Origin of the sequence: Bradyrhizobium sp. CCBAU 21365 (genome assembly GCF_015291305.1) — a bacterium.
GTDB classification, from domain to species: domain Bacteria; phylum Pseudomonadota; class Alphaproteobacteria; order Rhizobiales; family Xanthobacteraceae; genus Bradyrhizobium; species Bradyrhizobium elkanii.
Genome location: NZ_CP030036.1, coordinates 6483857 through 6509915, shown reverse-complemented (window position 1 = coordinate 6509915; position 26059 = coordinate 6483857). Strand labels below are relative to the sequence as shown.

At 61.0% G+C, this 26059-nt stretch carries 29 protein-coding genes and 1 pseudogene; 17 read left to right on the top strand and 13 right to left on the bottom strand.

What is annotated here, in order from left to right:
* Positions 1 to 278: 278 nt before the first annotated feature.
* The 3 genes from XI02_RS30705 to XI02_RS30695 form a co-directional block, all read right to left on the bottom strand.
* Positions 279 to 1442: an OpgC domain-containing protein gene (locus tag XI02_RS30705; RefSeq protein WP_018272832.1), complete on the bottom strand. Its 1164-nt coding sequence runs from the start codon at positions 1440 to 1442 to the stop codon at positions 279 to 281.
* A gap of 164 nt (positions 1443 to 1606) precedes the next feature.
* Complete coding sequence (locus XI02_RS30700) at positions 1607 to 1882, bottom strand: hypothetical protein (RefSeq protein ID WP_018272831.1); 276 nt, start codon at positions 1880 to 1882, stop codon at positions 1607 to 1609.
* Between the two features lie 161 nt (positions 1883 to 2043).
* A complete protein-coding gene (locus tag XI02_RS30695; protein WP_018272830.1) occupies positions 2044 to 2682 on the bottom strand; it encodes an XRE family transcriptional regulator in 639 nt (212 codons plus the stop codon).
* A gap of 128 nt (positions 2683 to 2810) precedes the next feature.
* Here XI02_RS30695 and XI02_RS30690 point away from each other — a divergent pair, with 128 nt between their 5' ends.
* The 5 genes and pseudogenes from XI02_RS30690 to XI02_RS30670 all read left to right on the top strand — a co-directional run bounded on the left by XI02_RS30690 (position 2811) and on the right by XI02_RS30670 (position 8258).
* Complete coding sequence (locus XI02_RS30690; RefSeq protein WP_172647531.1) at positions 2811 to 3371, top strand: GcrA family cell cycle regulator; 561 nt, start codon at positions 2811 to 2813, stop codon at positions 3369 to 3371.
* Between the two features lie 367 nt (positions 3372 to 3738).
* The gene (locus XI02_RS30685; RefSeq protein WP_172647532.1) at positions 3739 to 5340 is read left to right on the top strand and encodes a recombinase family protein; all 1602 of its coding nucleotides are present in this window, start codon (positions 3739 to 3741) and stop codon (positions 5338 to 5340) included.
* A gap of 296 nt (positions 5341 to 5636) precedes the next feature.
* Positions 5637 to 5921, top strand: a pseudogene (locus XI02_RS30680) (hypothetical protein); the annotation flags it as partial.
* A 356-nt stretch (positions 5922 to 6277) separates the two neighbouring features.
* On the top strand, positions 6278 to 6700 hold the full coding sequence (locus XI02_RS30675; protein WP_026193083.1) for a GFA family protein: 423 nt from the start codon (positions 6278 to 6280) through the stop codon (positions 6698 to 6700).
* A gap of 295 nt (positions 6701 to 6995) precedes the next feature.
* Positions 6996 to 8258 carry a CaiB/BaiF CoA-transferase family protein gene (locus tag XI02_RS30670; RefSeq protein WP_172649129.1) on the top strand — a complete coding sequence of 421 codons (1263 nt, stop codon included), beginning with the start codon at positions 6996 to 6998 and terminating at the stop codon, positions 8256 to 8258.
* Between the two features lie 247 nt (positions 8259 to 8505).
* On the opposite strand, the gene XI02_RS30665 is transcribed toward XI02_RS30670, so the two are convergent.
* Positions 8506 to 8691 (bottom strand): hypothetical protein, encoded by a 186-nt coding sequence (locus XI02_RS30665; RefSeq protein WP_016847356.1) that lies wholly within the window; start codon positions 8689 to 8691, stop codon positions 8506 to 8508.
* 25 nt (positions 8692 to 8716) lie between these two features.
* On the opposite strand from XI02_RS30665, the gene XI02_RS45545 reads away from it, so the two are divergent.
* Positions 8717 to 8899 carry a hypothetical protein gene (locus tag XI02_RS45545; RefSeq protein WP_038379149.1) on the top strand — a complete coding sequence of 61 codons (183 nt, stop codon included), beginning with the start codon at positions 8717 to 8719 and terminating at the stop codon, positions 8897 to 8899.
* Between the two features lie 25 nt (positions 8900 to 8924).
* Here the strand turns inward: XI02_RS45545 and XI02_RS30660 are convergent, their stop codons facing one another.
* The 4 genes from XI02_RS30660 to XI02_RS30645 form a co-directional block, all read right to left on the bottom strand.
* Positions 8925 to 9245 carry a cupin domain-containing protein gene (locus XI02_RS30660; protein WP_018272824.1) on the bottom strand — a complete coding sequence of 107 codons (321 nt, stop codon included), beginning with the start codon at positions 9243 to 9245 and terminating at the stop codon, positions 8925 to 8927.
* Complete coding sequence (locus XI02_RS30655; RefSeq protein WP_244981076.1) at positions 9242 to 9904, bottom strand: YqcI/YcgG family protein; 663 nt, start codon at positions 9902 to 9904, stop codon at positions 9242 to 9244. The genes XI02_RS30660 and XI02_RS30655 overlap by 4 nt, the downstream gene beginning before the upstream one ends.
* A gap of 118 nt (positions 9905 to 10022) precedes the next feature.
* Positions 10023 to 11315, bottom strand: coding sequence for an MFS transporter (locus XI02_RS30650; protein ID WP_172647534.1), 1293 nt, complete (start codon positions 11313 to 11315; stop codon positions 10023 to 10025).
* Positions 11315 to 12028 (bottom strand): hypothetical protein, encoded by a 714-nt coding sequence (locus tag XI02_RS30645; protein ID WP_172647535.1) that lies wholly within the window; start codon positions 12026 to 12028, stop codon positions 11315 to 11317. Before XI02_RS30645 ends, XI02_RS30650 begins: the two co-directional genes overlap by 1 nt.
* A 63-nt stretch (positions 12029 to 12091) precedes the next feature.
* Here XI02_RS30645 and XI02_RS30640 point away from each other — a divergent pair, with 63 nt between their 5' ends.
* The 3 genes from XI02_RS30640 (at position 12092) to XI02_RS30630 (ending at position 14759) form a co-directional block, all read left to right on the top strand.
* Entirely contained in the window at positions 12092 to 13111 is a 1020-nt protein-coding gene (locus XI02_RS30640; protein ID WP_018272820.1) for a GlxA family transcriptional regulator, read from the top strand.
* Between the two features lie 166 nt (positions 13112 to 13277).
* The gene (locus tag XI02_RS30635; protein WP_018272819.1) at positions 13278 to 14411 is read left to right on the top strand and encodes an alpha-hydroxy acid oxidase; all 1134 of its coding nucleotides are present in this window, start codon (positions 13278 to 13280) and stop codon (positions 14409 to 14411) included.
* A gap of 192 nt (positions 14412 to 14603) precedes the next feature.
* Positions 14604 to 14759, top strand: a complete 156-nt coding sequence (locus XI02_RS30630; RefSeq protein ID WP_311988762.1) for a hypothetical protein — start codon at positions 14604 to 14606, stop codon at positions 14757 to 14759.
* Positions 14760 to 14772: 13 nt separating this feature from the next.
* On the opposite strand, the gene XI02_RS30625 is transcribed toward XI02_RS30630, so the two are convergent.
* On the bottom strand, positions 14773 to 14958 hold the full coding sequence (locus tag XI02_RS30625) for a hypothetical protein (RefSeq protein ID WP_018272817.1): 186 nt from the start codon (positions 14956 to 14958) through the stop codon (positions 14773 to 14775).
* Positions 14959 to 15175: 217 nt separating this feature from the next.
* Here XI02_RS30625 and XI02_RS30620 point away from each other — a divergent pair, with 217 nt between their 5' ends.
* Complete coding sequence (locus tag XI02_RS30620) at positions 15176 to 15529, top strand: phasin (RefSeq protein ID WP_038379157.1); 354 nt, start codon at positions 15176 to 15178, stop codon at positions 15527 to 15529.
* A 27-nt stretch (positions 15530 to 15556) separates the two neighbouring features.
* Here the strand turns inward: XI02_RS30620 and XI02_RS30615 are convergent, their stop codons facing one another.
* Positions 15557 to 15817, bottom strand: a complete 261-nt coding sequence (locus XI02_RS30615) for a hypothetical protein (protein WP_018272816.1) — start codon at positions 15815 to 15817, stop codon at positions 15557 to 15559.
* Positions 15818 to 16033: 216 nt separating this feature from the next.
* On the opposite strand from XI02_RS30615, the gene XI02_RS30610 reads away from it, so the two are divergent.
* Entirely contained in the window at positions 16034 to 16336 is a 303-nt protein-coding gene (locus tag XI02_RS30610; protein WP_018272815.1) for a hypothetical protein, read from the top strand.
* A gap of 101 nt (positions 16337 to 16437) precedes the next feature.
* Here XI02_RS30610 and XI02_RS30605 read toward each other — a convergent pair whose 3' ends face one another.
* Positions 16438 to 16707: a hypothetical protein gene (locus XI02_RS30605; protein WP_370143033.1), complete on the bottom strand. Its 270-nt coding sequence runs from the start codon at positions 16705 to 16707 to the stop codon at positions 16438 to 16440.
* Between the two features lie 991 nt (positions 16708 to 17698).
* Here XI02_RS30605 and XI02_RS30600 point away from each other — a divergent pair.
* Genes XI02_RS30600 through XI02_RS30590 form a run of 3 tightly spaced genes read left to right on the top strand, consistent with a single transcriptional unit; the run spans position 17699 to position 20122 of the window.
* A complete protein-coding gene (locus XI02_RS30600; RefSeq protein ID WP_370143892.1) occupies positions 17699 to 18874 on the top strand; it encodes an acyl-CoA dehydrogenase family protein in 1176 nt (391 codons plus the stop codon).
* Positions 18875 to 18884: 10 nt separating this feature from the next.
* Positions 18885 to 19439 (top strand): flavin reductase family protein, encoded by a 555-nt coding sequence (locus tag XI02_RS30595; protein WP_026193078.1) that lies wholly within the window; start codon positions 18885 to 18887, stop codon positions 19437 to 19439.
* Positions 19436 to 20122, top strand: coding sequence for a TetR/AcrR family transcriptional regulator (locus XI02_RS30590; RefSeq protein WP_018272811.1), 687 nt, complete (start codon positions 19436 to 19438; stop codon positions 20120 to 20122). The genes XI02_RS30595 and XI02_RS30590 overlap by 4 nt, the downstream gene beginning before the upstream one ends.
* Positions 20123 to 20128: 6 nt before the next feature.
* Here the strand turns inward: XI02_RS30590 and XI02_RS30585 are convergent, their stop codons facing one another.
* Together XI02_RS30585 and XI02_RS30580 are read right to left on the bottom strand one after the other, a co-directional pair.
* A complete protein-coding gene (locus XI02_RS30585; protein WP_016843851.1) occupies positions 20129 to 21004 on the bottom strand; it encodes a polysaccharide deacetylase family protein in 876 nt (291 codons plus the stop codon).
* A 12-nt stretch (positions 21005 to 21016) separates the two neighbouring features.
* A complete protein-coding gene (locus XI02_RS30580) occupies positions 21017 to 22111 on the bottom strand; it encodes an LLM class flavin-dependent oxidoreductase (RefSeq protein WP_172649130.1) in 1095 nt (364 codons plus the stop codon).
* Between the two features lie 169 nt (positions 22112 to 22280).
* Here XI02_RS30580 and XI02_RS30575 point away from each other — a divergent pair, with 169 nt between their 5' ends.
* Genes XI02_RS30575 through XI02_RS30565 form a run of 3 tightly spaced genes read left to right on the top strand, consistent with a single transcriptional unit; the run spans position 22281 to position 26031 of the window.
* The gene (locus tag XI02_RS30575) at positions 22281 to 23162 is read left to right on the top strand and encodes a xanthine dehydrogenase family protein subunit M (RefSeq protein WP_172647538.1); all 882 of its coding nucleotides are present in this window, start codon (positions 22281 to 22283) and stop codon (positions 23160 to 23162) included.
* Positions 23159 to 23644 (top strand): (2Fe-2S)-binding protein, encoded by a 486-nt coding sequence (locus XI02_RS30570; protein WP_172647539.1) that lies wholly within the window; start codon positions 23159 to 23161, stop codon positions 23642 to 23644. Before XI02_RS30575 ends, XI02_RS30570 begins: the two co-directional genes overlap by 4 nt.
* Positions 23641 to 26031, top strand: coding sequence for a xanthine dehydrogenase family protein molybdopterin-binding subunit (locus tag XI02_RS30565; protein ID WP_172647540.1), 2391 nt, complete (start codon positions 23641 to 23643; stop codon positions 26029 to 26031). Before XI02_RS30570 ends, XI02_RS30565 begins: the two co-directional genes overlap by 4 nt.
* The last annotated feature ends 28 nt before the right edge of the window (positions 26032 to 26059 follow it).

Sequence of the window (26059 nt, the reverse complement as noted above, 5' to 3'; positions counted from 1 at the left end):
CGCCATGCGCCCGCGATTGCGACGATGGAAGGCATCACGGGAGAGGATGTCGAAATGCCCGCCCTGATCGCCGATTACGTCCCGTGACGACCAACTAGGAACCTGATCCGCAAGAAAGACCCGGATGCGACATCAATTTTGTCCACTGCGCGGGAAATTCCTCTGCGCCCGATCGCACCGTCGCCAGCAGCACAGCCGATGCGGCGAGTAGGAACTCGCCGCGCTCCCGAAAAGGAAAGGTCGAAAATGTTGCTTAGTGTGTGATCGACTAGCCTAGATCACCGGATTGAGGAATGCGCCCCGACGGCCGACTTGCCGTCCTGCCGCTTCGACCACGAGACGTAGTAGGCGACGGCCGTCATCGCGGCGATACCGGCGATGCTGACCGCGACCTGCCTTGCCAGTGAGTATGGGCCCGTAATCAGGATCAGGTGCGCAGCGAATGAGAGGAAGACGCCTGCACAGAACACGGCCAGCCATTCCTCGCCGCACTTGATGATCGGCTGCAAGGCGTGAGATCGCAGGTATTCCCAATCGCGCGGCACCAGCCACGTGAACAGGAACGTCAAGGTCACGAAGTGCAGGATGCGATGAGGCGCGACATCCTCCCGGTCGTTTGGCGGTAGCATATCGCTCAGCCCGCTCGGCATCATTTGCGCGAGTGCCGGGATATCGCTGGTCGAGACGATCGTCAGGGCGAACAGCAAATACAGCAACGCCGTGGCGCGTAGCGCGGGAGCGGCCTGCATCGCGCGGATCGCGGGTGCATATCGCGCGCCGATCAGCGCGAGCCAGCCGCCCATCACGAACAGCAATTGCCAGCAGAACGGATTGAGGTACCAGTCTCCATACGGATATGACGACAGGTTCCAGTCGAGCAGCCGGCCGGCCGCATAGAGGGTCACGGACGCGACGATCGTCACGTTCGGCACGTACAACAGCCCGAACACGATGATGGGCTGGAACGCCATCAAGGCAATGGTGAGTTGCAGCACGTCGAGATTGAGCGGCTTGGCCTGCAGGAACAGGCCGTAGATCAACGTCCGGATCGGGTGATCGATGAAGCCGGTGATGTTGAACTCGCTGATGATCTCGGGCGCCGCGGTCCGGGTAGCGACATAGCTGATCAACTCGACATAGATCACGAACAAAACGATATAGGCGGCATAGAGCTGCCATACGCGCTTGAAGATGCGGGTTGCGGCCACCAGGAATCCGCGTTCCAGCGTCATTCTGGCGTAGATCAGCGTCACTGCGTAGCCGCCAACGAATACAAAAAGGTCGGTTGCGCCGCTGAAGCCGAAGTTGCGCATGGTCAGCGCGCCGACGACGTTGTGCGGAATATGGTCCAGAAACAGAAACCAGTTTGCGATGCCAAGCAGCAGCGCGATCCTGAGATCGCCATCGGCTTTCGCGATCTCGGCGTTTGTTGTCGAAGTCATCTGAAGCTGAAATTTGCCGGCCCGAGAAACGAATCGCTAATCTAGAGGGAACCCGCGCCTGGTCCGAATAGACTTTGCGTGAACCCTATCTAGTCCGTTTCGGGTTCCGGCCAAGTGGCCGGCTCAAGAAAGATCACGTTTTCGCAATCATCCCGTGAGCGGTGTCAGACCGGTTCGTGTTTGCGCAGGTCGCGGGCGTGATCCAGCGTATTGGCTTGCAGGTTCGCGCCGGTCGCGGGGAGCTCCGGCAGGGCGGCCTCGGCCAGGAGGTCGTCCGTGACATCCTCGACCGAACGCTCGGCAGTCTCGTGAATGAAGCTGATGTTCGTATATTCGCCCGAGGCGATTCGTGAGACGACGTCGCGTCGTGTCATTTCGGGATCGACGATCGCCTCGCGGCCACGGCGGCCATAATCGATCATCACGACGAAGTACTGCATTGCCGGATCGTTCGGTGTTCTGACTGTCACCGGGCATTATTTCCGATAATCGGAAGTGCGTCAAGTTGAATTGTTGAAAACCGAAATTCAGGCATGCGCGGCCGGACCGATTCGGCCCGAAGGCGTCCGAATCGGTCTGGCCGGTCCCTGAAGCAGCACGGTTACTTCTCGGACGATCGCCCGCCCTGCGTCCGAGCAGATTTGCGACTCTTCGCCGCCGATTTGCCGCGCAGCCTTTCGATCTGGCCGCGGGGCAGGGTGACGCAGATTTCGCCGATCCATTCGAGCTTTACGCCGTTGATCGGCTTGGCGTTGAAGCTCTTGAGGTTGACGGTGCCGGACGAACTGCCGCGTTCGATCGTCTTCAGATATCGCTCGCCGCTCTTCAGCCGGACCGCAGCTTCCTCTCCGTAGAAGCTCGATAGCGGATAGCGCTGTTCGCGATACACCACGATGACGTCGCCGTTCTCGTATTTCGGCAGCATCGAATCGCCTGAGACCTCGAAAGCGACGGTCTCCTCCGTCATCGGGAACGGAAGCTCGATTTCGCCCAGACCCTCCGGCGGGACCTGCTCAAGCTCCGGCTGGATCGAGGCGCCGGCGCCGACCCGGCCCACGATCGGCACCGAATTCAGCTCCAAATACTCCATGATCGGGGCAATCTCGGATGCCTTGATCAACCTAATTCCCGACAGGATTTCGGAGACCGCCCCGGCCCGAACCCCCATCGCGCGGGCGAGCCCGCCTTTGCTCTTCCCGGTCTTTTCCAGTGCTCGTTCGATCAGTGCCGCGTCCAGCATGTTTCATCCTTTCCCAAACCCGGACACACTATATCCGTTACGATTATCAGAAACAAGGCTTGACATTTTATTCGGAATATCGGAAGATGTGCGAGGCGCCGGCGGAATGACAGAAATGGGAATTTGGAATGGAAACGATGAACTGGCTGCTGGAGCATTCGGCAGCCTTGCAGGACCTCCGCGCCCGCGGCTTGTCCTATTCGGAAATCGCTGACACGATCAACGCTACCTTCAAGACGGCCTATACGCGCAACGCGGCGCTCAGCCGGGCGCAGCGCATGGGGTTGGCGGGCCTTGAAAGGCTCGAGCCGTCCCTGCCGGGGCACCTCGATCCGCCCAAATCGCCCCTGCCGGAGCTCCCAAGGTTCGGGCGGCTGCGTGAAGGGCGCGCCGAATTGACGCCCGATCTGCTTCGCGGGCCAAAGATCTTCACTGAAACGGTGGAGATGCCGCAACTTCGTTGCGTGGTGGTCGTGCCGCGGCATCTTTCGCTGCTCGACCTCAAACCCGGAGACTGTCGCTATCCCTATGGTGGCGATCGCGACGGCGAGACAATGACCTTCTGCGGTCATCCGTGCCGGTCGGGCTCGAGCTACTGCACCCCGCATTTTCACCTCAGTCGCGATCCTGAGGCCACGGCGAGGCCGGTATTGAGCGCCGCCTGGCTTCAAGCCATCGGGACCGGTTGAGGCAATTCATCACCAGACCGACGGACATCGGTCCGCAACCGAGATCGCGCGGAAGCCTCCGCGCGTCCATCATCAGATATTTTGGAGGTTACCAATGCCGCGAGCCAGGCGCCGGAAGCCGCACGATCCCGCCGGAGCGCGCGAAGCGGTCAATGCGCGACGCGGATGGTCGTCTGTAAAAAAAGCTGTGACTGCACCAAAAGAGGCGGAAGGCGAGCGGGCTGCGGCTTAGGGGCCGATACGTCAGGTAAACTGCCTCTCACGTGATTAGCATCTTCAGCCACACTGACGAGGCTGCTGCGCTTTGCTATTGTTTTTGCGCACAGAGAAGCCCACGGTTATATCGCCTATGCGCGGGAGCAGCCTTATGGTGCAAGCTCTCATTGTACACAAGGACCGGCTGCCTCAGCCGCAAAAGATGCATCAAGCGGCGCAATATGTCCGCATGTCCACCGACTACCAGAAATACTCCATCGAAAATCAGGCGGTGGTTATCGCTGCCTACGCCGAGCTTCATAAACTCACGATCGTGCGCACCTATCGCGATGAGGGCGAAAGCGGCCTGAAGATCGAGAATCGAACTGGCTTGACCGAACTGATTGACGATGTTCAGTCCGGTCGAATTGAGTTTGGTCATTTGCTGGTATTTGACGTCAGTCGATGGGGGCGCTTTCAGGATGTTGATGAGAGCGCGCATTACGAGTTCATATGTCGAAAGGCCGGCGTCAAGGTTGCCTATTGCGCCGAGCAATTCGACAACGACGGCAGTCTCCTTTCGAGCATAGTTAAGAATATCAAGAGGGTCATGGCGGCAGAGTTCAGCCGGGAGCTTTCGGCCAAGGTTCTTGCAGGAGCTTTGCGTCTGGCAAGTCGCGGGTTCAAGATGGGTGCCCCGGCACCTTATGGTCTAGAGAGGCGACTCGTTGACGATAAATGTAGGCCGAAAGGTGTTCTGAAGAGCGGCGAGCGGAAGTCTCTTACCACCGACCGTGTCACACTCGGGCCAGGCTCGCGAGATCAAGTCGACGTCGTGAAGTGGGTCTTCGATGAATATCTACGATGCAAATCGCAGGCGGAAATCGCGCGTGAGCTTAACCGAAGAGGCGTCCTTACGAACCGAGGATACCGATGGCAGCAAAGTGCGATAAGTGCACTTCTTCACAACGAAGCGTATATCGGCGACTCCATCTACAATCGTGACACCGCGAAACTAGGAGCGAAGCGAACGCACAATCCGAGAGATCTCTGGATCACACGTAAGGGCGCGATCGAGCCAATCATTAAGCGTGATACATTTCTGCGCGCAAAGAAGACAATGGAGGAGCGTTGCGTTTGCATTTCCGAGAAGGAGATGCTCGTGCGCCTTCGTAAGGTCCTGATGAAGAACGGCAAGCTCAACGCCTCGATTATTGATGCAAGCCCCAGTTTGCCTTCGCTCACCACGTATCTCGTTCACTTTGGCACGCTTCGAAATCTCTATCGATTGATCGGCTACACGGGCAACCAAGACCGCTTCGACAAGCTTGACGCGCACAGAAAGTGGGTCAATTTCCACCTCGAAAATGCCAGCCGTCTTCGCGAAGCCTTTGAGGATGCGAATAGGCGCGCCACATTTGATCAGCCGACCGGATGTTTGCGGATAGATAACGCCGTGAATATCTGCTTCCAATTGGCCAAATGGCGCAAGTATGGGGGCCAGCCGCTGCGCTGGGCGATGGTTCGTCACGTGGCATTGCAGAGGGGATGGGTCGTCGCGCTAAGGATGGGTGAGAACAATGAGGCGGTCCTGGATTATCTATTATTGCCGTCCGCGTCGCTTTCGTTCAAAACCCAAGTATTCTCTTTTTCTGAGGACACACGCGCGGCCCACAAAATCGAGCGCTTTCCGACTTTCGAGGCGCTGTCTCGGTCGCTCGTAGAGCGAGTCTGCAAGGGAGCGAGCAAAACAAGCGGGCCAAAAAAGGGCTAGAGCACCCAGGTAGCGTTCGACTGAGCAGCGTTGTGAGCACCTACACTCACCACGATGATGACCAGGAATAGCGGCCTCGCTTACGAGGCCACTGCTCGCGCATGTACGCTCGCAAGCCTCGTTTGCCAAGGTGGTCCGAAGGTCCATTGTGATCGACGTCAGTAACAATACCTGGAGTGTCCTGGTTCCCCAACTTTGCTGCCACGAAAAATCATTCAGCGTCGTGGGACCGAGAGCTAGCTGAGTATCCTGAGTATGAAAGGGTGATATCTGAATTCGGAACCGAGCTTCCAGATGTCGATGGCGGCCTGCGACGCGAGCCGATCACCGAGGGGCAGCGCCAGGCGACGCTGCGCCTGAATCGCGCCGAGCATGAACTCGGCGCCGACGGTTCGGCGCTGGTGCACGATGTCCTGATCCTCGGCATGACCATGGAGCAGGTTGGACAGCGGCGCGGACTGCGTACGCAGCGCTGGCAGGAATATTTTGCGCGGCGTCTCAAGGAATGCCTGGATCGGCTGGCGCTGATGTACGGACTTGCGACGGCAAGCAGGGTCCCGGTGAACGACCGTCAACGCTGATCTGACGTGATTGCTGGCGTGCCGGTTTGCCGCGCAGGAATCTGGCACGGCAGCAACTCGCGACATGACTGTGCCTTGCCTCACACTGAACTCCTTCCTTGTGTGCGGTCGGGTTGGGCCCGGGCTGTGTCGAAGATGGTCGACAGCGGCGCGGACTCTCATGTAACTTCCGTTGCGTCGACGACCTGCCTGCATTCGAGGCCTCTCGCGCGGGGAAGGGTCTGGTACGTCCACGCAAGGGAGTTCGCCGCGGCTACGCACCTGTCCACGTCTTCTCTGCATCACGAACACCACGAGCAACGTGGATCGATGCCGACGCGGAGCCTAATCAAAATAACCCAAGGGAGAACCGACCGATGAATCACACTGGAAACTGCTTTTGTGGCGCCGTCGAACTCAAGGTCAGTGGGGAGCCCGAGGCAATGGGCTATTGCCACTGCCGTTCATGCCGTTCCTGGTCCGGCGGTCCGGTGAATGCGTTCAGCCTCTGGAAGCCCGAGGCGGTCGAGGTGACCAAGGGCGCCGACCACATCGCGACATTCGAGAAGACCGCGATGAGCCAGCGCAAATATTGCACAAAGTGCGGCGGTCACCTGATGACCAACCACCCGACGCTCGGGCTCGTCGATGTGTTCACCGCAACGATCCCGACGCTGAAATTCAGCCCGGGCGTTCACGTCAACTATTCCGAGGCAGTGCTGCAGATACGCGATGGCCTGCCGAAGTTGAAGGATTTTCCGGCCGAGTTCGGCGGCTCCGGCGAAATGATCGCCGAATAGCCCGAAGGCTCTCCATCACGAAAGCGGGTGGCGGCGGCGTGCCGCCACCCGTCTGCGTATGGCCCCCCAGATCGGTGTCCAGCAGGCTTGCTTCGCATGCGAGGCGTCCGACCATGTCGGCGGCCGCCCGCGCCGCCGGGGCGTCCTGGCCATTGACAGCCATGTCGGACGAAGGTCCCGCCCTGCAAAATCCGGGTTTGGTTTTGCTGACGAGCTTCCGCTAAAAGGCGAGCAGCGTCGGTCTTGGCAGGGACCGTCGTATTTCGCCTGACAAAATGAACAGAGGAAGCGTCAGATCATGACCAGACCAGAATTGCCGGGGCGCACGCCGCGCGGGGAGGGAGTTCCGACGGCGCTCGACGGCCTGCTGGTCGTCGACTTCACCCGCGTTGTGGCCGGCCCGGCCTGCACGCAAACGCTGGCCGACTTCGGGGCCGAAGTCATCAAGATCGAAAATCCGGACGGCGGTGATGACACGCGCGCCTATGAGCACGCCGAAATCGGCGGGGAGAGCGCGGCGTATCTGAGCCTCAATCGCAACAAGCGCGGCATCGCGCTCGATTTCAACAATCCGGCCGCGCTCGAGATCGCTCGCGCCTTGATTGCCAAGGCCGACGTCGTGGTGGAGAATTTCTCCGGCGGCGTGATGAAGAAATTCGGTCTTGATTATGCGTCGGTGGCGCCGACCAACCCGCGGCTGATTTATTGCTCGATCTCCGCCTACGGCCGCAAAGGCGATTTCGCGCTGCGCCCGGGCTTCGACCCGATCACGCAGGCCGAAAGCGGCTTCATGTCGCTCAACGGTTTCCCGGATGGCGAGCCGGTGCGCACCGGGCCGCCGATCGTCGACATGGCAACTGGCATGTCGGCCTGCAACGCCATCCTGCTGGCGCTGATCGCGCGCGATCGGCTCGGTCGCGGTCAGCAGGTCGAGGTCGCATTGATCGACACCGCGGTGTCAATGACCGGTTTCTACGGCATGGCCTATCTCATCAATGGCAACAATCCCGGCCGTTTCGGCAACTCTCCGAACGGTTCGCCGACCGTCGGCGTCTACCGGGCGTCCGATGGTCCGCTCTACATGGCCTGCGCCAATGACCGGCTGTATCGCCGGCTGGTCACCGACGTGCTGGAACGTCCGGATCTCGTCACCGATCCCGAGTTTGCTCATCGCAAGGCGCGGACCGCCAACAAGGAGAAGCTGCGCGCGATCATTGCCAGCGTGTTTGCGGGCGACACGCTCGAGAACTGGATGGCGAAGATGAAGAAGGCCAACATTCCGGTTGGCTATCTGCGGACGGTCGAGGAGGGGTTCAACGCGCCCGAGGTACGCGACCGGCATCGCCTGAGCAGGATTGCGCATCCAACCGCCGGCTCGGTTCCGAACATCGAGTCGCCGGTCAATATGAGCCTGACGCCGACCGTTGATCCTGTTGCGGCTCCGCTGCTCGGTCAACATACGAAGGACGTGTTGAGCGAGACGCTTGGTTACGACGACCGGCGTATCGCCGCGCTGGCCGAGGCTGGCGCGTTTGGCAAGGCGGGCAACACCGGCTAGAGCCTTTTCCGTGCCGATAGAATCGGAACGGGGCTCTAGATTCTGGTTTGACGCGTTTCCTTGACGCGAACCCGTATCCGCTTCGCTCGAAAACGCTCCAGCGTGCTCGGCCTGCACGAAGGATCAGCTATTCGCATACCAGCCTGACCGCAGGCGAGAGGAAAGCCTCTCGCCTCGCGAGATGTCTTTCAGGCGTCGCAGGCCCGGCGGGTCGCCGGCGGCCCGGGAGCTGGTCCGTTTTGGGAACTCAGTTCGGCTTGCTGCGCAAGTTGTTCCTTGGCATACTTTCAACTTCCTCGGGCTCCGCCCGATCAATCTCGAGGCGTGCCATCCGGAGGATGAGGGTTGCCGTGGTGAGGCCGAGGCGTTCGGCCTCTTGTGCTGCGGTGTCGACCTTCTGGGCCAAGCCTTCACGTTTACCTGGGTATGCCATTCGTAATCCTCACTTAAGGTGCGAGATGAAAAATCCCACATACGTTGCAGAGCTGCAGAAGAAGCTCGGAGCTCCATCGAGCGAAACACTGGAAAGCCTGCGACTGTTGAAGGCTTTCCTTCGACTTGCGCCCGACCAGCGTTCCGAGGTCATCGAGCTGGTCGAACGTTTGGCGGCTGAGCCGCCGCGCGATCCCTCTCTGTCCTGAGGTGCTCGCAAATCTTTCCTGTGCGTCAGTTGTTCATTGGCTTGGCGGGCGTTTGCGTCGCGATCACGTAGATTGCGCCGCCCTCGAGCGCTTCGGATTGATGCAGCGTGCCGGCTGGCAGCAAGATGGTGTCGCCGGCGCCAACCACCCGCTCGCCGCCATCCCAGATGAAGTGCAGCCGGCCGCTGATGATCATCAGGATCTCGTCGACCGGATGGGTATGGAATTGATGCACCTTGCCGGCCGCATCATGTTGCAACTCGACCGACCCCTGGGGCGGAAGCAGGTTCAGGATCTCCGGGTCGATGGCAAATTCAGTCTTCGTGCCTGCGATGATCTGGGTCATGCTGCCTGCTCCTTGTTCGCGATCGGTGGCGTCTTGTTCTGCGCGAGCTTGGCGAAGGGGCAGCCCGAACTCGCATTGTTGTCGTCGTGCAGGAAGTACTGCAGATACTCGCGGCCGTCGGTCGCACCGTAGCGGCCCAGAAGCGGAGAGGGGCTCGCGCTGTCGTACGGGATCAGGCGCTTGCGCACCTCCGCGAACGCGGCGTTCGCGGCCTTCTCCGTCCCGAGGATCTTCTCGAACACCCAGCGCGGCTGGAATGTGAGCATGAAGGCGCTGGACCGGCGGCTCTGCCGCATCACATGCGCGGGCGTCGTGCAGACCACGAAGATCGGCTCGCCTGCAAACGAGAACTCCCACATCGGGTGGTCGATCTGTTCCGGAATCTCCGATGGCCAAGGGTTCTTGTCCAGCCGTGCGAGCTGGTCGAGCGTCAGCCACATCTTGCGATAATAGGCATCGAGCGTCTGTACCGGGCGGGGTCGCGTGAACACGATCAACGAGGTGTTGGGACCGAACGAGCGCGCCTGCGAGACATATAGCCCGAGTTGCTCGCCCAGCACCGCCACGTCATATGGGTCGAGGAACAGGTAGCGGAGCTGATCCTGGCGATGTCCGGTCACGCCGAACACGCAAGGGAACGGCCTTGCCTCGCTGCTCATCTGTGCTTCAAACTCGGAGAACATCACGCTCTGCCAGCTGCTGACCGGAAAGTTTGACGCGATTTCGCCTTTTCTCAAGAACAAGCGCTCCATAACACCCCCTACACTCATAACGGCACTAACGAGCTATCAACTTGCTTCTCATCAAGAGCGGCCCGGCAATGCCCGGCAGCGACATGAGAAGCAGAATGACAATCAAGGCGCTGTAGCCGCCGTCGCCGATCGCGGCCGTGTTGTGTACGGCGTCGGTCCCCGAGGCGTTGCTGGCGGCTAGCATCGCGAAGCCGATGATGGGCTGCGAGATGCCGGCGAAGATTCCGGCGGCTGTGGTGTTCACGGATGCGCCCACGCCGATCAGATCGGCGGTGTAGAGCTTCTTGACGCATTTCAGCACCAGCGGGACAGTGCCGCCGGCGACGAGCCCCAAGGCAGTAAACACGACGGTGACGTAGGCGAGACCAAATGTCTGGGCGATCGGCGGCAGCAGCATCGCGATCAGCAGCATGCGGAGCACGCAAATGCCGATCAGCGCGCGGTCAAGCGCCGCCGCGGCGCGATCGGCGGCGTGACCCAGGAAGATCGAGCCGAGCGCATTGCCGATCATGAAGGCGAGCAGGGGCGTGCCGGCCGCCGTCGGGGAGATGTGGAAGAAGTGCGCGACCATCGGAATGCCCCAGACGCCCGACAGCGTCGTTACCACCGCGAAGTGCGACGCAAACGTCATTGCGCAACCCCAGTTCGCGACATGGGCCAGCGATTGCCGCGCGGCGAGCACCACGCCCTTCAGCGTCTTGTTGCTGTGCGAGGCTGGATCTGGCTTGAGCGCGAGCTTGGCGAAAGCGAGGTTGGCCAATCCAATGCACGCGATGAACAGGAAGCAGGCCCGCCAGCCAAAGCCTGAAACCGCAGCTGCAAGCGGCGTGGTCGCAATTACGCCACCGACATAGCCCGAGACCTGCGAAATGCCCGACATCATGCCGAACCGCTCATCCGCGAAGCTTTGTGCCACGAGCTTCAGGAGTGCGGTGAAGACCAGCGCATCGCCGCAGGCGACGATCAGGCGTGCAACAAAAACGTCGAGCAGGTTCGGTGCCAGCGCGAACGCGGCGCTGCCGAGCGAGGAGGCGATCATGCTGACGAGGACGACGCGCTTGACGCCGTAACGGTCGACCAGAAGGCCTGCCGGAATCTGCATCAAGGTGTAGCCCCAGAAGTAACTAGAGGCGAGCATCGCAACGCCGGCCGCGTCGGTGTTGAAGTCGTGCATGAAACTGAGGCTGACCGACTGTGGCGATACGCGCTGCAGGAAGGCTATGGCGTAAGCGATGGCCACCGCAGTCCACGCGAGATAGGCGCGATCGGTGAAGCGCGACGTCGGGGCATAAACAGCTTGTTGTCCAAGCACCGACATCACACCCTCGCGTAACCCACCGAGAAAAGGGCATCCGCTGAATTCGGAATCTTCCGTGACATCGCGGCATCGACCAGCGACGCGGTGCCATGATAGGCCTGCCGATGGTGCTTAATGTGGCCGTAAGCGCCACGCATGATCATGTCGGGCAGTTCGAGCGGCCTGCCCGGATAGAGCGAGGTGCACATCTCGATACAGGCCGCCTGCAGGGCGAGATCCTGCGCATCGTCGAGCAAAGATGGAGTCACTTTTTCGCAAATTTTAGCGTTCGCTGCCCAGACGATCGGGTTGCGGGTTCGCCAGCCGTAAAGCACGTTGCCCTCGGTTCTCGCGGCAGCGCCGGAGCATTTCAGGACTTCCGATGTGAAGAAGCCGTAGAAGCCGCGGCCCTGGTGCGCCGGAAGCACTTCCGTGCCGCTGCGATAGATGCCAAGCCCGGCCGACATCTCCAGGACGCGGTAGACCGAGAAGGCAATGAGGCCAGACCGATCGTAGACAAGGATCAGGCTGTACCTCTTGTCGAAAGGCGAGGAGGTTGCTGTCCAGTGCGGCTCGGTGGCCTGCCAGTTGACGGCAATGATGCCGTTCATGGCGTCCATCAGCGGCTGACGGTCGCAGGCTTCGACCCGGGATGCATCGGGTAGACTGTAGATCGCGTAATCCGTCCAAGGCGATTTGATCGCTTCGTATCCGCTGCCCAGATTTCGCGACATGGCAGAACTCCAGAATTCCATTGCGAGCTATACAGGGCAGCCTCGAATGGCTTAAAGGACAATATGCCCTCGAAAACTGCCAAAGCGCCCCGGCCTGAGCCGCGCGACAAGAAAGCAACGCGGCGGATCGCGATCGTTGCCTTTCCGGGTGTGACCTTGCTCGACATCTCGGGACCGGCGCAGGTGTTTGCAGAACTGGAAGCGATCGAGCTGCCGGGACCGGACTACTCGCTGTCCTACCTGTCGACCTCCGGCGGGTTGGTGCCGACCGATGTCGGCATGATGATCGACACGGCGCCGATCGACAGTATTGCGCCCGCCGAGGTCGACACGCTGGTGATCCCCGGCGGGCCCGGCATCTGGAAGATCCGCAACGATGCGAAGTTGATGAACTGGATCGCGGAGGCGCTGCCGAAGGCGCGCCGTATCGCGTCGGTTTGCCTTGGCGCATTTGCGCTGGCCTGGACCGGGATTCTGGACGGCAAGCGGGCAGCAACGCACTGGCGTTATTGTCCCCGTCTGCAGGATAGCTTTCCCAATATCCGGGTCGAGCCCAACGCGATCTTCGTCAAGGACGGACGGGTCTGGTCATCGGCCGGGGTCAGTGCCGGCATCGATCTGGCGCTCGCCATGATCGAGGAGGATTTCGGCCACACCATCGCGCTCGATGTCGCGCGCAGACTTGTGGTGTTTCTGAAACGGCCGGGCGGTCAGAGCCAATTCTCGACCGTCCTTGCCGCCCAGGCATCGGACGTCGAGGGACGCTTCAGCGCGCTGCACGCCTGGATCATCGAGAACATCACGAGCGACCTCAAGGTCGAGACCCTCGCGGAAAAGGCGGGGATGACGCCACGCACCTTTGCCCGGACCTATGTCAGCCGCACCGGCATGACGCCGGCAAGCGGCGTCGAGGCGCTGCGCGTGGAGACCGCGCGCTTGCTGCTCGAAAGCCGCCAGATCGGCGGTGTGGTCGAGGTCGCCAAGCGCGCGGGATTTGGCGATGACGAGCGAATGCGGCGGGCCTTCCTGCGCCACCTCGGCGTATCGCCGACCGAGTACCGAAACCGGTTTTCGGGCAGTTAGCTCGCTTCGCGCGAGGCCTGTCCGGATGCGGACCGCTTCGCGTCGAGAGCCGATCCATCTCACGAGCGAATAGCTGGCCTTCGCTGGCCGGATTCGTGGCTCAAGGTGGTAGCTTTTCCGGTTTGTCTGCGGCTAATGTGCCGGCCAAATCGGGAGAAGAAACACCATGAATGACGGGACCCCCATTCGACAGGCGCGCAATGTCGAACTCGGCGCCAGCGGCGAGGAATTCCAGAACCTGCACGAATTCGCGCGAAAGGCCCGTGCCAAGCTGAATCAGAACGCCTGGGACTACATCGTCGGCGCCTCGGAGACCGAGACCACGATGCGCCGCAACAGAATGGCCCTCGACGAGATCGCGTTCCGGCCGCGCGTCCTGCGCAACGTCATCAACGTCGATCCTTCTACCAAGGTATTCGGACGCAAGCTCCGGCTTCCCGTGATGATCGCCCCGGTCGGCGCGCTCGAGATCTTCGATCCGGATGCGGGCGCGGCCGTCGCGCGCGGAGCGGGAACGTTCGGCGCGGCGCACATGCTGAGTTCGGTGTCCGAGCCCGGGCTGGAGAACACCGCCAAGGCGGCACCGGACGCGCTTCGCATCTTCCAGCTCTATGTGCGCGGCGACGATGCCTTTGTCGAGGATGTGGTCAGCCGCAGCATCGACAACGGTTACGCCGCGTTCTGCCTCACCGTCGACACCGCCCATTACAGCCGGCGCGAGCGCGACATAGCCAAGCGCTATGTCCGCGAGAGCCGCATCCGCGCCACCGGCGGCGATTTCCAGAAGGGGCTGGAATGGCGAACGGTGAAGTTGATCAAGGACAAGTTCAAGATTCCACTTATCCTCAAGGGGATCGCCACCGCCGAAGACGCCAAGATCGCTCTCGACCACGGGGTCGACTGGATCTACGTCTCAAATCATGGTGGCCGACAGCTCGACCATGGCCGTGGGTCCATGCATGTCCTGCCCGAGATCGTTCAGGCGGTCGCCGGGCGTGCCAAGATCATGGTCGACGGCTCGTTCTGCCGCGGCACCGACATTGTGAAGGCTGTCATTTCGGGCGCTGATCTTGTCGGCATCGGCCGCCTGCAGTGCTGGGCGCTCGCCGCGGCCGGCGAGGCCGGCATTGTCCGGATGCTTGAACTGCTCGAGGATGAGGTGATCCGCTGCCTCGGTCTGCTCGGCGTCACCAGCTTTGCCGAACTGGACAAGTCCTTCCTGCATCCGGCGATGCCGACCAATCCGCCGAGCGTGTTCAGCGCATTCCCGCTTCTCGATATCGATCCTTACCGCTACTGAGCCGCTGCGAGCGATGCATGAAGCGCCGGCGCGATCGAGGCATTGTGCGCCCCCGATCGCGCCAGCCGCCATCAATCTGTGGTGTCCATGAAGCCGCCGCGGCAACGACAAAGTCTGATCCAAATGCCGCACTAGTCGAGGCGGATGGCAATTAATCCATTCGCGGAATTTTCACTCGAGCGCGCGATCGGCTTGCGCTGGACCTTGCGGGATATCCAAGCTGGCAGGCTCAAATTGTCACCGGCCAGCGATGAGGATCTGCACGTCCTCGCTGAGCTCGGTCTGATCGAACTGCATGACGACGAACCCGGGCTGACGGAGGCGGGAGCCGCGGTGCTGAGCGACTGAACGGGCGCCCGGCCTAGCGCGCGTTCAGGAAGCTTTCACCGGAATTGCAAGGCGTGCACTGATAGGTCAGCACGTCGTAGACCTGGTCGCGCGGCTCGATCAAGGCAAGCCGCATTTGCGTGCCGCACTTCATGCACGGCATCTCTATGCTGGTTTTGAACCGGGTGCAGGTCGGTGTTGGACGAACGGCGCGCAGCATCGGATCCCCTTATTCCCCAGAGACGCGAACGCGACCGACGAAGAAGCCGAATCAATATGCCACAGTGCTGACATGATTGGAATCGGCTGTCGGGCGCGGCTAGGTAATTTTTCCTCAATTGGGCGGAGCGGGTGGGGTCTTCATAGCTCGCGATCCGGCGCTGACGCCGTCACAATCTATGCTAACCTCGCCAGACGCTTATTTCAGGGGCGCGATCATGATTGAGCCGAAGCTTGAAGTTCCCGCCGAGTTGCGCGATCTCGCGGAAAAGACCATCGACCAGGCCGAACAGGCCTTTAGCCTGTTCTTTGATGCCGCGAGCAAGTCGATGACGTCGATGCCGGGCGCCGGTACCGAGATATCCAAACAAGCGCTGTCGTTCACCGAGCAGAACATGAAGGCGGCGTTCGAGCATGCGCGCAAGCTCGTGCACGCAACGGATCTGCAGGAGGCGATGCGAATCCAGTCGGAATTCCTGCGAAGCCAGTTCACCAATGCCGGCGAACACATGCGGCAGATCAGCGGTAGCGTGATGTCGGTGACCAAGGACGCGACGAAGGGCAAGTTCTAGAACGGCTTTCGCGGTCCCATCGACGCTTTATCGCCGGCGCGCGACGGCGACGCCGAGCAGAAACGCGACGAACAGGCTTGCGAGCGGCGCTTCGCGCGTGACCGCACTCACGGTGGCCAGGGCTCCGCCCGGTCGGCGCGAAGTCGCGATGGCATCGCTGAGGCGGTCGGCGGCCGCTCGAAGTCCATCCGACACCTCCGTGATCGTACGCGAAACGTCCGTCGCGGTGTCGATCGCTCGTTCACCGAGTGTGGGCTGAAGCGGGGACTCGGGTATTTCGGAGCTCATGTGCGTGCCGCAATTTCATTGAAGGCCAGATGACCGACGTCGGGTGACCGCCCCCCCTTTGCTTTCCGCACGTTTTGGACGGCGGTGGCGGCCACATATCTCAGAAATTCCGCAGCGGTGGATTGGTTCCACCGAATATGCCTCGCTTTCACGTCGAGGAACCGGAAACTTACGCGCGGGTCGCGGCTTGTTTCCGTGGAGGAGACGATGATGACTATGCAGGCGCATGGCATTGCGGATGGCGGTTCGGTCAAGCATCGAAATCGGCATGGTGGCACGCCGCTGTTGGTGGCGGCCGTGGTTGCGATCCTCGGCGTGCTCGGTATGCTGATCGTGGATCACGGCCCGTGGAACAAGCCGAACGTGCAGCCGGCCGCTTCGGCTAACTACTCAACGACCGGCGAGGCGGCGCGAGCCGCTGGCGCAAAGGTCATACCGACCGAGCCCAAGGCACCGATCGAGCCTGTTCCACCCGGCCCAAAGCCCGCTCATCCGGCAAATCCGGGCACGCCGCAATAGGTGCGGGCGTTCGTGGGATCGCATCCCGCGGCAGGGCGCAGGAATTGACTCGTCGGGCAAATCAGCGGCACAAAATCATTGTCGGAAATATCGCGGGATGATCAGCGAACGCTAACCAGCATGCCCCACGCTGCTGCAAATCCTGCACCGACAAGAACGAGCATCGGACTATCGCAGAAGATGCCGCCATACTGGCACATAGTGGCACCGAGAGAGCCGATCTGATGATGGCCCGCGGCGTAGAACAGGCCGGACAGGACCGCGAGCACGGCAGCAACGAAATACATCGACGCTTCCTCCTTGCAATCAAATGCGGCGCGGGTCAGTTCGACCGACGCGAGCCAAAACTGTATTGATGTCGATCCAAACATTGTGAGCTGTCCGCTTGACGCGTCGGGCAACTCAGCGGCACACTGACATCATCGCAGCAAGCATAGGCGCTTGGCGCCGGCTCGCGTTGCGATTTCGGATCAATGCGCAAACTTTCGTTCAAGGCGGTTTCTCACCGTCGAAGCCGACGCATCGCATTTTACCAATCGCATTCAACCCGAAAAGAGGGTTTGACCGGTCGGGCAACTCAGGGGCGTAATCCGAAAATCAGAAATTATTGAGCCCGCGCGGAGCAATCCGCGGCGGGCTTGTCTTTGCCATCTCGCCCACCCGACGGTGACTATCGATACATGAAGCAGACGTCGAGCAATCGTGATGGAAACGTTGATCGAGCAAGATCGGGTGCGCCGAAGCGAAATCGACGCCACTGTAGTCAAGACCATTGCGACCGTCTTGACCTCATTCGGTTTCGAGGAAGGGGACCGACGAAAGCTGCGCTGATTTCAACATCTCCGACGATGGCGCGGGAACGCGGAGCAGGCGCAAAGCTATGCGTTCAAAGCGTTCGCCACAGTAATCGCCACGGGGTTTCTCGGAGCCGTTTGGTTAGGCATAGGACGACGCTCGGAAAATAACTGCGGCGCGCGGATCCGAGTTGTTGCGAACAATTCGTCCCCCTAGAGGTCCCTAGCCGAACCGACGGGGCCATTTTTTTCCTTTTTCCGGCCAGTAGGTAGCACTTTCGATGCCGTCGCTAGCGGGATCGAATCTTGGCCACGGGAGTGCTAGAATGGCCAGTCCAGCGCAAACGAAGCATCGATCGAAGCGTTCTCTCAAAATGGGCGCTCGGCAGCAGTCGTGGATCCTGAGCGCTGATTTCGCTAAATGCAGGCTTGCGCGTCTTGGTGATCGGTCGATAAACTGAGTTGACGGCTCGATCGCACGTGCAAATGTCTTGGAGATCGAACGAAGGAAGAGACCATGGTTGAGGTTGACCGCGGGCTCGACACGAAGCTACAGCCAGGCCCGGATATGGATCGTTATTCGGTCATGGTCGCACGAGCCAAGGCGCTTGTTCCGGCCTTGCGCGAACGGGCATCACGGACCGAAGAGCTGCGCCGATTGCCGCCGGAGACCGAGCGGGATTTGCTCGATAGCGGCCTTTTCCGGATCCTGCAGCCCAAGCGCGTCGGAGGCAGCGAGCTCGACTATGTTGCGCTGGTCGACTGCGCCGATGCCCTCGGGCAGGGAGACGCCTCGGTCTCCTGGAATTTTGCCAACCTTGCAAGTCACCACTGGATGCTGGGTATGTTCGCCCCCGAAGCGCAGAGCGCGGTGTGGGGAGAGGATCCGGATGCGCTGATCGCGTCTTCCTTCGTCTTCCCGGCAGGTCGTGCGAGGAAGGTAGGTGGCGGATATGTTCTGAGCGGTCATTGGCCGTTTTCCTCCGGGGTGGAATCCTGCGGATGGAACATGCTCGCCAGCGTGGTCGCCTCGGATGATGAGGCCGATGGTGTCGAGTATCGGCTATTCCTGTTGAACAGGCGGGACTACAGCATCGACGACACCTGGAATGCGGCTGGTTTGCGCGGGACGGGGTCGAACGACGTGCGGGTAACCGACGCCTTCGTTCCCGAGCATATGACGGTTGCCGTCAGCGATCTTGCGGGAGGTGCGACACCGGGCAGTATCGTCAATCCGAATGCGCTCTACATGCTTCCGGTCTTTTCGTTGTTTCCCTATGTGTTGTCCGGGGTTGGTTTGGGAAATGCGCAGGCTTGCCTTGATGACTATGTCGAGATCGCGCGACACCGCGTATCGACATATAACCGGGCCAAGATCGGGGATCTGCAAAGCACGCAGATCAAGATCGCCGAGGCGTCGGCGAAAATAGATGCCGCGCGGCTGATCATGCGCACGAACTGCGTTGAGGCGCTTGCGGAGGTCCGGCGTGGCGACATTCCGGGCATTGCAGCGAAGACGAAGCTCCGGCGCGACGGTGCGTTCGCGGTCAATTTGTGCACCGAGGCGGTATCTCTTCTATTTGCGGCGGGCGGCGCACGCAGCCTGTTTACCTCGGGAGCGTTGCAGCGCCAATTCCGCGACGCGCATGCGGTGAATTCGCATCTCGCGTTCAATTTCGACGCGGCGGGCACCAATTACGGGCGGGTGGCTCTCGGGCTGCCGTCTGAAAACCTGACGCTTTGAGGTTAGCCGGATGTCCGACTTACCCAAACATCCGCTGGATCCCGCCAGTGAGCTCGCAAGCGATAGTTCGGCGATCGATCCCCGTGATTTCCGCAATGCGCTCGGCACATTCGCAACAGGTGTGACGATAGTCACTGCGATGGCGGCTGAAGGACGGCCGTATGGAATTACTTGCAATTCCTTTGCATCGGTGTCGCTTAACCCGCCACTGGTGTTGTGGAGCCTGGGCATGTTTTCGCAGGGGCTGCCGATCTTCCAGAATGCCAGCCATTTCACGGTCAACGTTCTGGACGCGTCGCAGCAGGCGCTGGCGATGCAGTTTGCCAGATCGTCGGGTGACAAGTTCGCGGGCGTGAGCTGGACGCCGGGTCTCGGGAATGCTCCCGTGCTTGCCGATGTGGTCGCGAATTTCCAATGCCGTGCCGCCAACCGCTACTATGGCGGGGATCACGTCATTTTCCTGGGCGCGGTGGAAGCCTACGCCTATAACCGGAACAATCCGCTGTTGTTCGCGCGCGGAGGTTTTGGCCGGTTCCTGGCCGACGGTGGTGACAAGACATCATGAATCGAAAGACGCCCGTCAAGCGCGTTCGTGCCAAGCAGAGGCGACTATCAGCTGTCGATCGTCGCAGTGAATTCGTTACCAAGGCAACCGAGCTATTTGCGGAGGAGGGATTTGGCGGCGGCACGCGTGCCCTTGCTCACAAGCTCGGAGTAACGCAGCCGCTGCTTTACCGCTACTTTCCGAGCAAGGACGATCTCATCAAGGAGGTCTACCGCAAGGTGTATCTCGAACCGCTTGAAATCGGCTGGGAGAAGTTGCTCTCGGATCGGTCACGTCCGCTCCGCGTGCGGCTCCAGGAATTTTACGAAATCTATACCGACGCGATCTTCAACCGAAGATGGCTCCGGATCTATCTCTACTCCGGCCTCAAGGGCCTCGATATCAATCGCTGGTATGTTGGCATGGTCAAGGACAAGATCCTGACGCGCATTCTCAGGGAATGCCGCCACGACGCCGGCCTCGCGACGCAAGGCAGGCCCAGCGCCGCAGAACTCGAGCTGGCCTGGGTGTTTCACGGCGGCATCTTCTATTATGGCGTACGCAAGTACATTTACGAGGCGCCTGTCCTCGAGGACAAGGCGCAGATGATCAGTGACGCGCTGGATATCTTCCTTGCGGGATTTGAGAGGATGGCCGAGAGTGCGACCGATCGTCGACGGGCGCCGATCAAGGTCGTCGGCTGAGTCGCGCTACGTTGTCGCCATCTGACCCCGATACCAATCGCCGATCTCGCTTGCCGTCATGAGGGCGACGCCGTCATGGCCGATGACGTACTCGAGCAGGGCCTCAAGGTACTTGATACGATGCGGTACACCCGTGATGTAGGGATGCACCGAGATGGCCATGATCCGCGCGTTCTCTGCGCCCTCGAGGTACAACCGGTCGAACTGGTCAGTGCAGCGCGTCAGGAACTGTTCCGAAGGAAGGTGTTGCAGCGCGTGAATGACAATGTCGTTGGTCTCGACCGAATAGGGAATCGTCGTCACGGTGCCGTGCGGCGTGGCGATGTCCTGGGGGAGATCGTCGATCACCCAATCGGCCACGTATTCGATCCCGTTGAGGCGCAGGAGATCGAGCGTTTCTTCGGTTTCGGTCAGGCCCGGGCTTTCCCATGATCGCGGCGGCTTGCCGGTAAATCCAGCAATCGTGTCGACCGCGCGTTTGATTGCGTCCGCCTGGTTCTCGACCTTGTGCATCGGGCCCTGCACAAACCCATGTCCCATGAATTCGAAGCCCGCCTCGCGCGCCGCAGACGCCACACGCGGATAGCTGTTGCAGACATTGGCGTTCGCAGCCAGCGTCACCGGTATCTTTCGATCGGTGAAAGCTTTGAACTGCCGCCAGAAGCCGGCGCGCATGCCGTATTCGTGCCACGACCAGTTCGGTACGTCGGGCAGCAGGGGCTGCCCCATTGGCGGGCTCAGCACGGTGCGCGGCATCGCGTTCTCGATGCGCCATTCCTCGACATTGAGGATGACCCACACGGCAAGCTTCTTGCCGTCAGGCAATGTCAATTTCGGGCGATCGACCTGCGCCTGGTACGGAATGCGATCAGTAAGGGCCATGTCGAACCTCCTTCACGTCGATGATCCGGCAGCGGCATTGATCCGCGGCAGGACCTTGTCGGCCATCAGGATCATCGATTGACGGCCAAGCTCGCGATCTTTCCAGTCCTTGCCGGCGTAAAGCAGGGTTCCGAAGGTGCCAATCTCTTCCTGGAACGCCAGCAACTGGTCAGCCACGCTTTCGGGCGTGCCGTAGATGATCAATTTGTCGCAGATCGACTCCAGTGTAACCTCAGCGTCGGGTTGATCCCGTCGCGTCTTGAACAATTCGAGCCGGCCACTGCGCTTCAGCTTCGTGAACAACTGGTGATAATAATACACGTAGGGACTATCGGGCGACGTGGCATAGGCCTTCGCGGTTTCTGCATCCTGTGCCACGAACACGCTCTTGGCGACCCGCCAATTGGCTGGCTCGGCTGCCCGGTTCACGCGCGCACAACCCTCGACATATTTCGGCCAGTGGCTCTTCACCCAGGCAGGCATCAGGAAGTTCGCCGAAATCGGATCCCAGCCGCGCGCCGCCGCCTCCGTGACGCCCTTTGAGAATGGCGCAACCGCGGTCACCACAATTGGTGGGTGAGGGGCCTGCAAGGGGCGAGCGACGATTCCCTGGCCGATGTCCTCGATCAGAGTCCTTTTGACAGAGATGTTCCAATATTTGCCCTGCAAGTCATAGGGCGGCTTACCAGCCCACATATCAAGAACCTGATTGATGGCTTCGAGGAACATCGCATTGCGGTCGGCATCGAGATTGCCGAAAACCTCCGCGTCCGACAGCAATCCACCAGGACTGATTCCAAGGATGAAGCGGCCATCAAGCATGTGATCGAGCATGGCGACGGCCGCTGCGACTGCTGCCGGATGCGTGTTTGGCATGTTGATGGTGCCGGTTCCAAGCTTGATCTGCTTGGTTGCGGCTGCGAGCCAGGCAATGAAAGCGATGCTGGAGGTGATGTTCTCGGCCTTGTCGGTGACGTGCTCGCCGACATACGCCTCGGTGAACCCGAGCTCATCCGCGAGCAGAAAAGCCTCACGATCCTCCCGGAGCGATTGCCGCCAATCCTTGTCGAGAGGATGGATCGGCATCGTAAAAAAACCGAGCTTCATGATCCGCCTCCCCGCGATTTGAACTTTGGTTGGCAAGGAACCTGCGTCCTTCCCGAGGCCAAGACAAGCCCTGCCGCACAAATAATCACTCGATAAACAAGCTTGACCTTTGAAGAGGGCGGCCCTCTAATCGGGCAAACCAAAATTGGGCCCGGGAGGCCACGCCCACATGAAAGCTGCGGCTTTCGCCTACGCCCGCGCGACCAGCGTCGTGAATGCGCTGGAGCTGCTCGCCATGCACGGCGACAAGGCGAAGGTTCTGTCGGGAGGTCAGAGCCTGATGCCGGCGATGAACCTGCGGCTCCTGTCCCCGGATATTCTGGTCGATATCGGTGGCCTCGCCGAGTTGCGCGGCATCACCGTGAGGGGAGACGTGCTTATCGTTGGTGCGCTGACCCGGCACGTCGATCTGCTCGGATCGCCGGAGGTTGCACTGCACGCGCGGCTGTTGCGCGATGCCGTTGCCCACGTTGCCCATCCCGCGATTCGCAATCGCGGAACGATCGGCGGTAGCCTTGCTCACGCCGATCCTGCCTCGGAGCTGCCGGCCTGTGTTGTGGCGCTTGACGCCACCATCGTTGTTCGGGGCTCGGCCGGCGAGCGCCGGATTGCTGCGACGGAGTTTTTCAGGGGAATCTACGAAACGGCGCTGTTGCCGGACGAGTTGCTTGTCGCGGTCGAGGTGCCGATCGCAGGCCAAGGCTCGACATTTTTCTTTCAGGAGTATGCCCGGCGGCATGGCGACTACGCTGTTGTTGGCCTCGCCGCCCGTGCGGTAGTTGCGGCCGGCAGGTTCTCAGCTCTTCGGCTCGGCTTCTTTGCTGTTGGCGATCGCCCGTTGTTCGCGGCGGCCGCCGGCAAGCTGATCGATGCCACGGTAACTCCCGCGTTGCTCGCGGAGGCGGCGACCGCACTGGCCGATGAACTCGATCCACAGGAGGACCAGCAGGCGACCGCGGCCATGCGTCGACACCTCGCAACGGTCTTGCTCCGGCGCTGCGTGGCAGCATTGCTGGCACGGCCAGAACTGGAAACGGGAGTCGGCAAGTGAAGGCTCCGGTACCGGTCTCGCTTCTGGTCAACGGCGAACCCATCGACGCATTCGTCTTGCCGCGGCTCAATCTTGCTGATTTCCTTCGGGAAAATCTCAAGCTGACCGGAACCCACGTTGGGTGCGAGCACGGCGTTTGTGGTGCCTGCACAGTCCGGCTCGATGGCGAGATCGTTCGCTCCTGTCTGATGCTGACAGTCCAGGCGCAGGGGGCGTCAGTTGAGACAATCGAGGGGCTGTCTGACAGCGGTGAAATAGCCGATCTTCAGGCGGCATTTCGCGAGCGCAATGCATTGCAGTGTGGCTATTGCACGCCTGGGATGCTGATAACGGCGCAGGACCTGCTGAAGCACGTGTCCGTGCCTGATCGTCGAGCAATCCGCGAGCATCTTTCCGGCAACTATTGCCGCTGCACAGGCTATCAGGCCATCGTGGATGCGGTGGAGGCGACAGCCAAGATGCGCGCGGAGCGGGGCGTATGACGGTGACGCGGGCGCCAGCAGACACGCTTTCGGTGCTTGATCGCCCGAATTCCTACATCGGCAAGACCGTGCCGCGGCCGAACCTCGACAGGTTGCTGCAGGGGCGCGGCCAATATGTCAGTGATCTCGAACTGCCGCGGATGGCGCACGTGGTTTTTCTACGGTCGCCACACGCCCACGCCAAAATCGCAGCGATCGACGCCGACGCGGCGACGCGGATGCCGCGTGTAATTTCCATCGTCACAGGCCGTGAACTTGAAGCGGTCATCACGCCGTGGGTCGGAGTGCTCTCGCACCTGAAGGGACTGAAGTCGGCGCCGCAGCACGCGATCGCGGTCGACCGCGTGTGCTGGCAGGGCGAAGCCGTTGCAGCGATTGTGGCGACCAGCCGTGCTGCAGCCGAAGATGCCATGGAGCATATTTCAGTCGACTACGAGGAGCTCGAGGCGGTGACGGACATGCGAGCTGCGCTCGATCCGGCAGCTCCTGTCATTCATGCCGCGCTCGGCGACAATCTTGCCTTTGAGCGGACGCTCGACGCCGGCGACGTCGATCATGCATTGTCGGGGTCCGAACTCGTCGAGGCCGACTTCGTATTCGGGCGCCACACCGGCGTGACACTTGAACCGCGGGCCGTCGTTGCCGATTGGAATGCGGCCGAGGCACGGCTCACGATCTATCAGGGCACGCAGGCGCCCCACATGGTGCAGAACATCGCAGCGCTGCATCTTGGGTTAAGGGAAGCGCAGGTCCGGGTGGTCTGCAAGGATGTCGGCGGCTCGTTCGGCATCAAGGTCCACATCTACGCCGACGAAATGGCGACCTACGCGCTGTCCAAGCTGTTGCGCCGGCCGGTCAAGTTCGTGGCGGACCGCGTCGAGAGTTTCAACACGGACATCCACGCCCGCGATCATCGTTGCAGGGGACGGATCGGCGTCAGGCCGGACGGTACGATCACAGCCTTCGAGATCGACGATCTGACGGGGATCGGCCCGTATTCGATGTATCCGCGCACCAGCGCCATCGAGGCAAATCAGGTGGTCAATCTGGTCGGTGGACCCTATGTCACGGCGAACTATCGGGCACGGGCGCGCGTCGTCTTCCAGAACAAGAACATGATGTGCCAGTACCGGGCGGTCGGACACCCGATCGCCTGTTCGGTCACCGAAGGCCTGGTCGATCTGGCGGCAGCGAAGATCGGCATGGACCCCGTCGAAATCCGGCGGCGCAATCTGATCGCCGACGATGCCTATCCGTGTGCATCACCCTCGGGCATGAAGTTCGAGCAGCTCTCGCATCACGCTTCGTTGACCAAGCTGCTTCAGATGATGGATTACGACGCGTTGCGCGCTGAGCAAGCGGCCTGGCGCGCCAGAAACGTCCATCGAGGCATCGGAATCGCGAGCTTCATCGAGGTGACCAATCCCAGCGCTGCCTTCTACGGCGTGGGCGGCGCGAAAATCTCCTCGCAGGATGGCGTTGCGGTCCGGCTCGACGCGCAAGGGTCGGTGATCTGCCAGACCAGCATCACGGAACAGGGGCAAGGGTCGGAATCGTTGACTGCCCAGATCGTCGGCAGCGTGCTTGGCGTTTCGATGGAGCGCGTTCGCGTCATCCTGGGGGACACCGACAACACGCCCTATGGCGGTGGCACCTGGGCCTCGCGCGGTGCCGGCATCGGCGGCGAAGCTGCATTGCAGGCAGCCAAGGCCCTGCGAGAGAATATTCTGAACGTCGCCGCGGCCATCCTGCAATCGACGCCGGCCGAGCTCGATATCGTCGACAACGGCATCGTCAACGCCGCCGACGGCGCGCCGCGCATCGAACTGCACGAGCTTGCGCGGATCGTCTATTTTCGGCCGGACACCCTGCCTCCCGGCATCCAGCCCGAATTGATGGCGACCCGGCATTTCGTTCCGCGTCAATACCCCTTTGCGTTCACCAACGGCGTTCAAGCCTCATGGCTCGAGGTCGATACCGAGACCGGGTTCGTTAAGCTGCTGAAGCATTGGGTTGTCGAAGACTGCGGCACTATCATCAACCCGCAACTGGTTGACGAGCAGATCCGGGGCGGGGTCGTTCAGGGACTCGGCGCGGCGCTGTTCGAGAAGTGCATCTACGATGAACGCGGTCAGCTGACCAATGCCAATATGGCGGACTATCTCGTCCCGATGTCCGGCGAGATGCCCGATATCGAGATCGGCCACGTGGTGTCTCCGACGCAGGAATCGGAGCTGGGAGCCAAAGGGGCAGGGGAGGCGGGGACGGCCGGCGCGGCAGCTGCGGTTGCCAACGCGGTCAATGACGCGCTCCGGCCGTTTGGCGCAACAATTACCGAGATTCCACTCACGCCTCAGGTTATCCTGACCGCCTTGGGACGGATCTGAGCGGAGACGTTCCGGGCAACGATAATAC